This window comes from Novosphingobium lindaniclasticum LE124 (genome assembly GCF_000445125.1).
Taxonomy (GTDB): domain Bacteria; phylum Pseudomonadota; class Alphaproteobacteria; order Sphingomonadales; family Sphingomonadaceae; genus Novosphingobium; species Novosphingobium lindaniclasticum.
Genome location: NZ_ATHL01000155.1, coordinates 24210 through 36854 on the forward strand (window position 1 = coordinate 24210; position 12645 = coordinate 36854).

The following is a 12645-nucleotide window of genomic DNA, read 5'->3' on the forward strand; positions in this document are numbered from 1 at the left end:
GTCCAGCCATATGGAATATCGAGACCTCATATCGATCCGAAAGGCTATCGCTCTAGTCGTGACTCCAGCACCTTCGCGAACGCACCAGGATCGGTGTTGCCGCCTGACAGGATCACGGCGGTACGATCCGTTAGCTGAATTTTACCCGCAAGCACTGCAGCAAGCGCCGCCGCGCCGCCCGGTTCGACGACCAGCCTCAATCTGTCGAATGCAAGGTTCTGTGCCGCGCGAACTTCAGCGGGTGTCGCCACCAGGCCGAAGCGGCAGCGCTCTTTCAGGATCTCGAAGTTGACCGGCCAGGTTGCCGGCGTTTGCAGCGCGTCGCAGGAAGTGGGCGGGGCATCGTCCGCCACGCGCAGGATTTCGCCGGCTTCCAGGCTGCGGCGCACATCGTCCCAGCCTTCCGGCTCCACCGGGATCACGGTAGCGTGCGGAAGCGCCAGCGCTAGGCCGGCTGTCAGTCCGCCGCCGCCGCAAGGGACGACGACGAGGTCCGCTCCGCCGAGGCCCATCTCCGCCATCTGCGCGGCGATTTCAGCCCCGCAACTGCCTTGTCCCTCGATGATCCAGGGGTCGCCGAAAGCATGGACGAGTGTGGCGCCGGTATCCGCACAGAGCCTTGCCGCCACTTCGTCCCGATCCTCGCCGCCGGGACGGTCGTAAAGCACGACGTCCGCGCCCATAGCACGGGTGTTGGCCAGCTTCACGGCAGGCGCATCGACCGGCATCACGATCCTGGCTGCAATCCCCAGCCGCCGCGCCGCCCAGGCGACGCCTTGGGCATGGTTGCCGCTGGACACGCCGACGATGCCTCGCGCGCGCTGCGCTTCGCTGAGTGCCGTGAGGCGATGCCAGGCGCCGCGTATCTTGAAGGAGCCGACCGGCTGGAGGCTTTCAGCCTTGCACCAGACGGTGCGGCCTTCCACTTCGAGCGGAAGCAGCGGGGTTCGCGGCAGGATCTCGGCGATCTTGCGCGCGGCAAGCGCGACGCCATCGGCGGTGGGGTGGTGATCGGTACTCTGCGTCATGCCTGAGGCATAACCTCAGCGGGTCAGGCGCACCATCTGATAGTAGCCGAGCGGTCCACGCCGGCATTCGAACCGCAATCCGTTATCCTCCGCCAGTTGGGCGGCGACAGCCGGCAGGTCTGGACGCGGGCTGACATGGAACTTCGCCAGCCACGCGCGCAGACCGGCTCGCAAAGGGGAGGGCAATCCCGCGAGGTCGCCAAAATCGACGACGTTAAGCACGCCGCCGGGGGCAAGGGCTGCCGCAGCCCGTTCCAGCGCGTCCTGCCAGCCGGGGATCATCGAAAGCGTGTACGATAGTACGACACGGTCGAAACCGGAGCGGCCGAACAGAGCGTTCGAATCGAAGCGGGTGGCGTCGCCCAGGGCAAGTCGCGCCTCATTCCCCAGGCGCGCGCCCGCGCTCTTGAGCATCTCGCCGGATATGTCGAAGCCGTGGCACTGCACATCCGGCCAGGCCCGAGCGATCCGTTCGAGATTGCGTCCGGTGCCGCAGCCCACTTCCAGCACGCCCATGCCGGGCGCCGCATCCAGTTCGCGAATCAGGCGGTCGCGGCCGAACAGGTAGTATTTGCGGGTGAAATCGTAGATGTGGCGCTGGCCGCGATAGACTTTGTCCATCAGCGCGGCATGGTCGTGCGATACGGCGGTTCCGGTCACGGGGCAGCCTCAGCGCAGCACGTAGAGGTGAACGCCGCCGTAGATCGACGAGCGATCCGCGCGCGTCGCCGCCAGCGATTCCGCCTCGCGGTACTCCCAGCGTGCCAGCACGTCTTCGGGTACGCGGCCTGGCAGGAGCGTCGGCTCGGCGGCGGTGCGGAAAAGGACCCGAGAGCCGGGGCGGGCAGTGCGCGTGATCTCGCTCCAGAGTTCGGTCAGTTGGGCGTCGCTCATCCAGTCCTGCGCGTCGAGCAGGATGTAGCGGTCCAGCGAGGCCTCGGCGCTTTCCTTGAGAACCTGGGTGAAGTTCGCATGGCGCAGATTGAGACGGTTCAGCCGCTCGCGGACGAGCGGCACATTGGCCTCCTGGAGATAGGGCGGCAGCGGCGCCTGGGCCTGGCGGCCATAGCCGCGCCCGAAAGCCTGCCAGGCGAAGTAGTTGTCGCCCAGCGGGAAGTGGCAGGCAAGCTTCTCAAGCCGCGCGCGCAGGACGTCCGCCATGCGATTGCCGCCAGCCAGGGCGTCGTACTGGGCGGGCGGAATGCCGAGGCCGAACAGCGAGGCGGGCTGATCGGTCAGCCAGCGCACCAGCTTGCGCTCGAAAATCGGGGCGAAGCGCTCGTCGAAAACGCGGCGCTGTTCTTCCAGGGTTTCCGCGCCCAGGATCTCGCTGGGATCGATCTTGTAGAGCTTGGCGAGCACATGCGCGGCGCCGATGAAGTGGCCGAGCAGGCCCTGCTTGTAGATGCCGCGCGCGAAGCCGCGGATGCGGCGACGTCCGACCAGATCGCGGCCTTCCCAGTAGCGGCGAGTCGCCTCGTCGAGATGCGGCGCAAGGCGGTCACGATAGGTCTCCAGATTGCCGGGTTGGTCGGCCTCGGCAATGAAGCGGCGCAGATCGGCGTAGTCCGTGAGGTTGTGGATAGCGGCGATCTTGAGGCGGCCGAGCGCGATATGCGCGGTGTTGAGATCGACGCAGGTGATCGCCGCCGGATCGGCGGTGAGATAGGAAAGCGCGTTGCAGCTTCCGCTGGCGATCGTGATGATCCGGCTGTCCGGTCCGATCTGGAGCGCTTCCATGTCGGCTACCGGATCTTCCCAGATCTGCGCATAGACTAGCCCCTTGAAGGCGAGCGCGAAGGCCTTGTCGAGCAGGCGGGCGCTGCGGCTCGTCTCGTGGCGGACGACTGCCTTGCCGATGAGGTCGGACGCAGGCCTCGCGTGAGGGTGCTGAGCAGGAGGCATCGGAAATTCCTTGGCCGCGAGGAAAAGGTTTAGGTTCGTCGCATTGCCTCCGCCGGGTGACCGCCCGATGACGGGACGATGGCGGATTATGACACTCTTGGCCGAGTGCGCTCGTCACATCCGTGACGAGCTTGCGGCCGGTGCCGCACAAAAACGGGCGGATGCCCGTTTTTGCCCGACCGTCAGGTTCGGACGAACGAATCAACGAAACTCGAAGAGTTGAGTTGTCACACAGGGCCTCTATATGCGGCTGCTCGCGAGCATCGCGCTAAGGAGACAGATTGGTGAGCAAGGTTCTGGTGATCGGCGCAGGCGGCGTCGGTTCGGTCGCGGTCCACAAGATGGCGATGAATCCCGACATCTTCTCGGACATTCACCTCGCCAGCCGCACGGTTTCCAAGTGCGAGGCGATTGCCGACTCGGTCAAGGAGCGCACCGGCGTCTCGATCAGCACTTATGCGATCGACGCCGACGACGTGGCGGCGACCAGCGCGCTGATCCGCTCGATCGGGCCTAAGCTCGTCGTCAACCTCGCGCTGCCGTACCAGGATCTCGCGATCATGGACGCGTGCCTGGCGACCGGCGTGAACTACATGGACACCGCGAACTACGAGCCCAAGGACGTGGCCAAGTTCGAATATCACTGGCAGTGGGCCTATCAGGAGCGCTTCAAGGAAGCGGGCCTCACCGCGCTGCTCGGTTCGGGCTTCGATCCGGGCGTCACTTCGGTCTTCGCGATGTGGCTCAAGAAGCACAAGCTCAAGACCATCCGCACGCTCGACATTCTCGACTGCAACGGCGGCGACCATGGCCAGGCCTTCGCGACGAACTTCAACCCGGAAATCAACATTCGCGAAGTGACCGCGCCTGCGCGCCACTGGGAGAACGGCGAGTTCGTCGAGACCCCGGCCATGGGCAAGAAGGTCGAGTTCGACTTCGAGGCCGTCGGCCCGAAGAACATGTACATGATGTACCATGAGGAACTGGAAAGCCTCGCGAAGTTCATCCCCGAAATGGAGCGCGCACGCTTCTGGATGACCTTCGGCGATGCCTATATCCAGCATCTGACCGTGCTGCAGAACGTGGGCATGACCCGCATCGACCCGGTGATCTACAACGGCGTCGAGATCATCCCGCTCCAATTCCTGAAGGCCGTCCTGCCCGAGCCTGCCTCGCTCGGCCCGACGACCAAGGGCAAGACCAATATCGGCGACATCGCCACCGGCGAGGCGCTCGACGGTTCGGGCGAGAAGACGTTCTACATCAAGAACATCTGCGACCATGAAGAGGCCTATGCCGAAACCGGCAACCAGGCCGTCAGCTACACGACCGGCGTTCCGGCGATGATCGGTGCGGCCATGTTGCTGACCGGCAAGTGGAGCGGCGCCGGCGTGTTCAACATGGAGCAGTTCGATCCCGATCCCTTCATGGACATGCTCAACCAGCATGGCCTGCCCTGGACGGTCGAGGAACTCGACGGGCCTCTGGCGTTCTGATGCGCGGCTTGCGGACCGTCCTCGTCGCTGCCTTCGGCGCTTTCGCGCTGGCCGGCTGCGCGCCGCAGGACGGTCCGCAGCCACCGATGCCGCCTGCTGGGGGCGAACCGGCGCAGAACCAGAGCTATGACGACGGACTGGGGCGCGGCATGAACGCGGCGGATCGCGCGGCCTGCGAGGCTGAAGGCGGCACCGTGCAGCGCCGCGGCAGGCTGGGCATGGAGCAATGCGTCCATGCCTATGCCGACGCGGGCAAGCAATGTACCGACTCCGCGCAGTGCCAGGGCAAGTGCGTCGGCAGCGCGGGCGCGGTTTCGCCCGACAAGGCGGCCAGCGGCATCTGCCAGGCCGACGACCGGCTCTACGGCTGTTACGCCGAAGTCAGGAACGGCAAAGCCGTCGCCGCGATCTGCGTCGACTGAGCGGCCATGAACTGGACTTTCGTAGCGCCCGTGGCCCTGCTTGCGGGCTCCAATCTCTTCATGAACACGGCGTGGTATCTGCATCTCAAGATGCCCGGCAAGGCGCTGTGGGTGGCGATCGCCATGAGCTGGGGCATCGCCTTCCTCGAATATTGCCTTGCCGTGCCCGCCAATCGCATCGGCAGCCAGGTCTATTCGCTGGGGCAGCTGAAGGTGCTGCAGGAGGCGATGTCGCTGACCGCCTTCGTGCTGGTGGCCTGGGCACTGTTCGGCCAGAAGCCTGGGCTGAACGAGATCGTCGGCTTTGCGCTGGTCGGGGCAGGGGCGTGGTTCATCTTCAAGGGCCCGTTCGGCTGACGCATTCTTGAAGCCTGTGGGCGCAAGAGCCATCTGCCAGTGTCATCTGCAAATTTGGCTCGCCCAACGAGCCACTCAAAAGGATTGAACGAACATGGAAACCCGCGCCGGCGATCCGGGAGCTTTTGCCCACTTCGATCTGTCGCGCGTCGACAGCCCAAGCTTCGTCGTCGATGCCGCCAAGCTGCGCGACAACTTGCGCATCCTGGCCGATATCGGCGAGCGTTCCGGCGCCAAGGTGCTTTCCGCGCTCAAGGCTTTCTCCATGTGGTCGACGGCGCCGATCGTGGGGGAATATCTCGACGGCGTCTGCACGTCCGGCCTGTGGGAAGCGCGCCTCGCCTCCGAGTTCTACGATGGCGAGATCGCGACCTATTGCGCCGCCTACAAGGAGCAGGATCTCGATGAGATCCTGCGGCTCTCGGATCATGTGATCTTCAATTCGCCCATGCAGATCGAGCGCTTCTGGCCGCAGATCGAAGCGGCGCGCGCGCGCGGTGAGGATTTCGATATCGGTCTGCGCGTCAATCCGATGCATGCCGAAGGCGAAGTGCCCAAGTACGATCCTTGCGCGCCGCATTCGCGCCTGGGCTTCCCGATCGATCAGCTCACCGAAGAGCATATGGGCATGATCGACGGCATTCACATGCACACCCTCTGCGAGCAGGACTTCGAGCCGCTGCGCCGGACCTGGGACAAGGCCTTCGATTACCTGGAGCCCTTCTTCGGCCAGTTCCGCTGGATCAATCTTGGCGGCGGGCACCATATCACCCGTTCCGATTATCAGCGCGACGAACTCGTCGAGTTCCTGATCGATCTCCAGGAGGATACCGGCGCCGAAGTCTACATCGAGCCAGGTGAGGCCGTGGCGCTCGATGCCGGTATTCTCGTAGGAACGGTGCTGGATGTCGCGCACAACGGCATGCCCGTGGCCATCGTCGACGTTTCCGCGACCTGCCACATGCCCGACGTGATCGAGGCGCCTTATCGGCCGGCCATGTTGGGCGAGAAGCAGGAAGGCGAGGGCGAAGCGGTACGTCTGGGCGGTCCATCCTGTCTCGCGGGCGACGTGATCGGCGATTACGTACTGCCGGTGAGGGTCGAAGCGGGCGCGCGCTTCGCCTTCCTCGACCAGGCACACTATTCCATGGTCAAGACCACGACTTTCAACGGCGTGCCGCTGCCGTCGATCTGGCTGTGGGATTCGGAAACGGACTCGCTCGAATGCATTCGCCGCTTCGACTATGAGGATTTTCGCGGCCGTCTGAGCTGATAACCGGCGGTCGAGCACTGCGGGACGGCTCGACCCGTCCCGCGATTGCCTCTTCCGGCCCCCGTTTGCCCGACTCGAGAGAACCGGATTGCCCCCAGCGCATTTGAGACATGAAACCCGCTTCGTTCGGCTGTCATCTTCCGCGGTGCGGCTGGTTGGAGTTTTCTCAACCAACTGTTTGTAAAACGGCAATAAAGTTGAGTGGAGAAACGGCATGAACTCTCGCGCGCTCCCCTTATGTGACGTTTCTGTGAAAGGGGTGCTTTTTCACTTGCGATTCAGCTTGGGGGGCCTATATCCCGCCCCTCGCTGCCCCATGGGGACTTCCAAACCGCAAGGCAGCTCTTGTCGTTAACAATTCCGTTTGGGGGTCCCTTGAGTTGCTCGAATTTCTTGACGCACCGGCCGTAGCGCGCGCAATCGCGCCCGACGAACCCGTTATCCTCAACCGCCCGCATGCTGCTGCGCGCGCGGCCCGTTTCTTCGCCACGAAGTTTCCGGGCAAGGCGCTCTATGCGGTGAAGGCGAATCCCTCGCCGGATCTCATCAAGATCCTCTGGGCGAACGGCATCACGCACTACGACGTCGCTTCCATCGGTGAAGTGCGGATGGTTCGCGGGGCCCTGCCCGACGCGACCCTGTGCTTCATGCACCCGGTGAAGACCGCCAGCGCCATCCGCGAAGCCTATTTCGAACACGGTGTGCGCACCTTCAGCCTCGACACGATCGAGGAAGTCGAGAAGATCCTCGACGCGACCACCGATGTCGATGGCAATCGCGCCGCGGACTTGCGCCTCTGCGTGCGCCTGCGCGTCTCTTCCGAGTACTCGGAACTGAGCCTGGCTTCGAAGTTCGGCGTGGACCTGGCCGATGCGGGTGAACTGCTCCAGGCGACCCGTCAGGTTGCCGACTGGCTGGGCGTATGCTTCCACGTCGGTTCGCAGGCGATGACGCCGTTCGCCTACGTCCAGGCACTCGAGCGCGCCCGCGCCGCGATTGCCGACGCCGGTGTCGTCATCGACATGATCGACGTCGGTGGAGGCTTCCCCTCGGTCTATCCAGGCATGGAGCCGCCGCCGCTGGAAGACTACTTCCAGGTGATTCACCGCCACTTCGAAGCCCTGCCGATCGCCTATAACGCCGAACTGTGGTGCGAGCCCGGTCGCGCGCTGTCGGCCGAGTACAGCTCGATGATCGTCAAGGTCGAGAAGCGTCGCGGCGACGAACTCTACATCAACGAGGGTGCCTATGGCGCGCTCTACGATGCCGCCCATGTCGCCTGGCGCTTCCCGGTGAAGTGCATCTCGCGCGAGATGGCTGTGGGTGGTGAGCGCTCGGACGATCTCCAGGGCTTCTCGTTCTACGGCCCGACCTGCGACGATGCCGACTTCATGGAAGGCCCGTTCATGCTTCCCGCCGACATCAAGGCGGGCGACTGGATCGAAGTGGGCATGCTCGGCGCTTATGGCGCGGCCATGCGCACGGCATTCAACGGCTTCGGCACCGGCGAAGTGCTGAACGTCTCGGATGAGCCGATGGCGAGCCTCTACACCGGTGAGCGCAAGGACCCGCGCGTGTCGGACAATGTGGTGTCGTTGCGCTGATCTGAGCGGAACGGTTACAGAAAAGCCCGCCGGGAGCGATCCCGGCGGGCTTTTTCGTATCTGAGGCCGTCGTCCCGGATCAAATCCGGGGCGACGAGGAGGCCGGCTTCAAGCCTGTTTGAACAAGTCCTTGTACACACGGGGCTGACAGCGCAGGAACTGCGGGGCCGCCTTGACCGTGGCACCCAGAGCAGCAGCGGCGTGCCAGGGCCAGCGGGGGTCGTAGAGCACGGTGCGGGCAAGGCCGATCATGTCCGCCTCGCCGGTCGCAACGATCGCTTCGGCCTGCTCGGGCTCGGTGATGAGGCCCACGGCGATCACCGGCATGGAGACGGCTTCCTTCACCTTGCGTGCCAACGGCACCTGGTAGTTGGGACCGACGGGGATCTTCTGCCCGGCATCCAGTCCGCCGCTGGAAACATGATAGGCCGCGCAACCGCGCGCTTCGAGCGCCTTGGCAAAAGCGACGGTCTGCTCGATGTCCCAGCCGCCTTCGGCCCAGTCGGTGCCCGATACGCGCATGGTCACCGGCCGGTCCGCCGGGAAGGCGGCGCGCACGGCGTCGTAGACCTCCAGCGGGAAGCGCATGCGGTTTTCCAGGCTGCCGCCATACTCGTCCGTTCGCTTGTTGGAGAGCGGCGAAAGGAACTGGTGGAGCAGGTAGCCGTGCGCGCCGTGGATCTGGACCGCATCGATGCCGAGGCGCGCAGCCCGCCGGGCGGCATCGGCAAAGGCGTCGCGGATGCGCGCAAGCCCCGCTTTGTCGAGTGCTTCCGGCGGGTTTTCGTCCGGCAGGAAGGGGAGAGCGGAGGCGGATACGGTCTGCCAGCCGTTCTCGGCGTTCGGCGCAATCTGCTTGCCGCCGTCCCAGGGTTTGGCGGTGCTGGCCTTGCGGCCGGCGTGCGCCAGTTGAATGGCGATGGGCATGTCGGACCAACGGCGCACGCTTTCCAGAACTTTGCCCATGGCCTGCTCGGTTTCGTCGTCCCACAGGCCGACATCGGCATAGGAGATGCGGCCTTCCGGACTGACGGCGGACGCCTCGATCGTAAGAATGCCCGCACCGGACTGGGCCAGGTTGCCGAGGTGCATGGCATGCCAGTCCGTCATCCGCCCGTTCTCGGCAGAATACTGGCACATCGGCGCAATGACGATGCGATTGGCGAGAGTGAGGTTGCCGATGGTGATCGGCTCGAACAGCTTGGCCATGGAAGTCCTTCTGGTCATTCTGTCGCGGGAAAGACGCGTGGGAGAGCGCGCGGAGCGACGGGGTGAACTTGGGGACGGTCCGGCAAATGAAAAGGGCTCCGCCGCTTTCGCGGGGAGCCCTTTCGATAGAAATTATAGCTGTTGCGGTAGCTTGCCGATCAGGCCGCCAGACGCATCTCCAGGCGTTCCCAGATCTCGACGAGCGCTTCGGTAAGGCTGCGCATCATGTCGTCGGTATGGGCCGGGCCGGGCGTGAAACGCAGGCGCTCGGTGCCGCGCGGTACCGTCGGGAAATTGATCGGCTGCACATAGGCGCCATATTCGGCGAGCAGGATGTCGCTGATCTTCTTGGCCTTGACCGGGTCCCCGACCATGAGCGGCACGATGTGCGTGGTCGAAGCCATGACCGGCAGGCCGGCGTCGCGGAACATCTGCTTCATCGTCGCGGCCGAGCGTTGCTGACCCTCGCGCTCCGCGCTGGAGCTCTTGAGGTGCTTCACCGAGGCGAGCACGCCCGCCACCAGCACTGGTGAGAGCGATGTGGTGAAGATGAACCCCGGCGCGTAGGAACGGATGCAGTCGATGATCTTCTGGTTGGTGGCGATGTAGCCGCCCATCACGCCGAACGCCTTGCCCAGCGTTCCTTCGATGATGTCGATGCGGTGGGCCGCCTCGTCACGGTCGGTGATGCCGCCGCCGCGCGGGCCGTACATGCCCACGGCGTGGACTTCGTCGATGTAGGTGAGGGCGTTGTATTTCTCGGCCAGATCGCAGATCGCGTGGATCGGCGCGACGTCCCCGTCCATCGAGTAGACGGACTCGAAGGCGATCAGCTTGGGGAGGGCTGGGTCGGTGGCGGCCAGCAGTTCCTCGAGATGTTCGAGGTCGTTGTGGCGCCAGACCCGCTTCTCGCACCCCGAATTGCGGATGCCGGCAATCATCGAGGCATGGTTCAACTCGTCCGAGAAGATCACGCAGCCCGGCAGCAGCTTGGCCAGCGTCGAAAGCGTGGCGTCGTTCGAGACGTAGCCCGAGGTGAAAAGCAGCGCGCCTTCCTTGCCGTGCAGGTCGGCCAGCTCGCTTTCGAGTTCGATGTGGTAGTGCGTGTTGCCGCCGATGTTGCGGGTGCCGCCGGAGCCGGCGCCGACGTCGTGCAGCGCTTCTTCCATGGCCTCGATCACCTTGGGATGCTGGCCCATGGCGAGATAGTCGTTGGAGCACCAGACGGTGATCGGCTTGGGGCCGTTGTGGCCGGCGAAGCAGCGGGCGTTGGGATAGGCGCCCTTGTTGCGCAGGATATCGATGAAGACGCGGTAGCGGCCTTCCGAATGGAGGCGCTCGATCGCCTGATCGAAAATGTGTTCGTAGTTCACCGAGGCTCTATCCTGCCGTTCGCCTTGCAAGGGCTGCTGCCCAGGGGCTTTTACCCCGTTGCTGCGGGCAAATACATGATCGGCCGCGACATGACCAGCGGCTTGTCCCGTTGACTGTGATCGATCTTTGCAAATCCACTTGCAACACCCGCGATGTTTCGTGGCTCATGCCCGGAGACCACGATCATCGCCGGAGCGGCCTTTTTCAGGGCCTTGATCGTCTTGAGCCAGGATACGGTTATCCGACGCTCGTCGCTGTCGCGCATGGTTCCCAGGGAGCGCGCCGGAGGGCGGTTCTCCAGCCAATTGGTGTCCAGCGGCGCGACATCGCCGGTGAACAGATACTCACGGCCATCTTCGAGGCGTGCGTAGACCATCATCGCGCGATTCGGCAGCCCTTTCAGCGGGATGGCGACCACGCCCGGCGCCACGGCGCGCGGTTCTCCATTGCCGAAGTCGGGAAGGGGATCGGCATCGGGCGAGGTCAGGGCCGGGTCACCGCGATGGAGCGGACCATCCAGCAGCAGAAGTTTCAGAGTGGCAGTCTCGGCGCGCCGGTCTACCCGCTTCTGGGCGGCCGGGTCGAAGTCCCGGAGATTTCCGTCCTTTGCGGCGCGGGGCGTGGTGCCCGCATCGATCAGGATCGGCGGCCGGTTCCTTGCGGTCAGCTCGAACACGCGCACGGGCAGGCGGACGGGCCGGAGGCCGCTGCCCGCCGCGATCTGGTTGTAGAAGGCCTTCCGATAGCCGATCACCTCCTGCCGCACTTCCCGAGGGGCTTCTCCGGGGATCTCATCCGCCAGGGTACGGAGCTGGGTGAGCGAAAGCGGCAGGGGTTTGGCGCCGGGAGCGCTGCTGTCGAACTGGAACCAATAGAGCGGCACCCCGATCAGCAGCATCAGGATGAGCAGCAGCAGGTTGAGCCGCGGCGTCAAAACCTTCCGCCTTCGGGCAGGCCGTATCGTGTCAGCGCCTTCTCGTAAGCGCCCGGAAATTCGCCTTGTCCCGTGAACAACGCGCGGTCCGGCTCCCGGCGGAGGTACTCCTGACCTTCGGTAAGCTGCGCGATGCGCCGGGCGATGCCGCTTGCGCCGTGCACGAACTTCACGCCGGGCCCGAAAGCCTGCGCCAGTTCCTCTTCGAGCAAGGGGAAGTGCGTGCAGGCCAGCACCACGGTGTCGATGTCCGAGCCCCCGGGCATGGCGCGCAGGGCCTGGGCCGCGTTGTTTATGGCGGAGAGATCGACGCTCTCGCCCCGAAGTTTCGCCTCTGCCGCTTCCACCAGGCCGGGGCCGCCGTAGCGCAAGAGCCGTTTGCCGCCGGCGAATTGCTGCTCCAGCCGATCGACGTAGGCCTGCCGGATCGTCGCCTGCGTGCCGAGAAGGCCGATGACGCCGGTCTTGGTCATGGCGGCGGCCGGCTTGATGGCGGGCACGGTTCCGACGACAGGAACTTCAAGCACTTCGCGCACCATGCCAAGCGCGATCGTGGACGCCGTGTTGCAGGCGATGCAGACCAGGCGCGGTGCGAAGCGTTCGGTCATCCGGCCAAGCAACCCGGCGACCCGCGCGGTGACCTGCGCCTCGCTCTTGGTGCCATAGGGCAGGCCGGCCATGTCGGCGGCATAGATCACCGGCGCCTGCGGCAGTACCTTGCGCAACTCTCCCAGAACGGTGAGACCGCCCACGCCGGAATCGAACAGCAGGATCGGCGCTTCGGCATCGATGTCGGCCGCGCGGACGCAAGGCCCTTCCTGCAAAGACGAGGTGGTTGGCGACGGGGCAATCGGACTGGCGAGCGCTTGCGGAAGTGGGGAGGACATCGTTCTTTCCTGGACCTTGCCTCCTGTTAATCAGTCGAGGCCGTCAAGGGCAATGATCAATGCTGCAGGCAGTTCGCCATTTGCGCGCAAATCGGTAAGGTCGCGCCAGAATGGAGGCTTTAGCGGGCTCTCGCCGCCTGCGCCTCTGGCGGATTT

General features: G+C 64.7%; 12 protein-coding genes. 5 read left to right on the forward strand and 7 right to left on the reverse strand.

The window, feature by feature from the left end:
- Positions 1-44: 44 nt before the first annotated feature.
- Genes L284_RS46345 through L284_RS46355 form a run of 3 tightly spaced genes read right to left on the reverse strand, consistent with a single transcriptional unit; the run spans position 45 to position 2933 of the window.
- Complete coding sequence (locus L284_RS46345) at positions 45-1028, reverse strand: threonine ammonia-lyase (protein WP_021236273.1); 984 nt, start codon at positions 1026-1028, stop codon at positions 45-47.
- 15 nt (positions 1029-1043) lie between these two features.
- On the reverse strand, positions 1044-1688 hold the full coding sequence (locus tag L284_RS46350) for a class I SAM-dependent methyltransferase (protein WP_021236274.1): 645 nt from the start codon (positions 1686-1688) through the stop codon (positions 1044-1046).
- 9 nt (positions 1689-1697) lie between these two features.
- A complete protein-coding gene (locus L284_RS46355) occupies positions 1698-2933 on the reverse strand; it encodes a DUF3419 family protein (RefSeq protein WP_021236275.1) in 1236 nt (411 codons plus the stop codon).
- A gap of 284 nt (positions 2934-3217) precedes the next feature.
- On the opposite strand from L284_RS46355, the gene L284_RS46360 reads away from it, so the two are divergent.
- The 5 genes from L284_RS46360 (at position 3218) to L284_RS46380 (ending at position 8085) form a co-directional block, all read left to right on the forward strand.
- Positions 3218-4429, forward strand: coding sequence for a saccharopine dehydrogenase family protein (locus L284_RS46360; protein ID WP_031343310.1), 1212 nt, complete (start codon positions 3218-3220; stop codon positions 4427-4429).
- On the forward strand, positions 4429-4851 hold the full coding sequence (locus L284_RS46365) for a hypothetical protein (RefSeq protein ID WP_021236277.1): 423 nt from the start codon (positions 4429-4431) through the stop codon (positions 4849-4851). The genes L284_RS46360 and L284_RS46365 overlap by 1 nt, the downstream gene beginning before the upstream one ends.
- A 6-nt stretch (positions 4852-4857) precedes the next feature.
- Entirely contained in the window at positions 4858-5208 is a 351-nt protein-coding gene (locus L284_RS46370) for a DMT family protein (protein ID WP_021236278.1), read from the forward strand.
- A 94-nt stretch (positions 5209-5302) separates the two neighbouring features.
- A complete protein-coding gene (locus L284_RS46375) occupies positions 5303-6481 on the forward strand; it encodes a carboxynorspermidine decarboxylase (RefSeq protein WP_021236279.1) in 1179 nt (392 codons plus the stop codon).
- Positions 6482-6861: 380 nt separating this feature from the next.
- Positions 6862-8085 carry a type III PLP-dependent enzyme gene (locus tag L284_RS46380; protein ID WP_021236280.1) on the forward strand — a complete coding sequence of 408 codons (1224 nt, stop codon included), beginning with the start codon at positions 6862-6864 and terminating at the stop codon, positions 8083-8085.
- 108 nt (positions 8086-8193) lie between these two features.
- Here L284_RS46380 and L284_RS46385 read toward each other — a convergent pair whose 3' ends face one another.
- The 4 genes from L284_RS46385 to murI all read right to left on the reverse strand — a co-directional run bounded on the left by L284_RS46385 (position 8194) and on the right by murI (position 12393).
- The gene (locus L284_RS46385; RefSeq protein WP_021236281.1) at positions 8194-9294 is read right to left on the reverse strand and encodes an NADH:flavin oxidoreductase/NADH oxidase; all 1101 of its coding nucleotides are present in this window, start codon (positions 9292-9294) and stop codon (positions 8194-8196) included.
- Positions 9295-9452: 158 nt separating this feature from the next.
- The gene (gene hemA, locus L284_RS46390) at positions 9453-10667 is read right to left on the reverse strand and encodes a 5-aminolevulinate synthase (protein ID WP_021236282.1); all 1215 of its coding nucleotides are present in this window, start codon (positions 10665-10667) and stop codon (positions 9453-9455) included.
- Positions 10668-10717: 50 nt separating this feature from the next.
- A complete protein-coding gene (locus L284_RS46395; RefSeq protein WP_021236283.1) occupies positions 10718-11602 on the reverse strand; it encodes a hypothetical protein in 885 nt (294 codons plus the stop codon).
- Entirely contained in the window at positions 11599-12393 is a 795-nt protein-coding gene (gene murI / locus L284_RS46400) for a glutamate racemase (RefSeq protein WP_235054619.1), read from the reverse strand. The genes L284_RS46395 and murI overlap by 4 nt, the downstream gene beginning before the upstream one ends.
- Positions 12394-12645 lie beyond the last annotated feature (252 nt).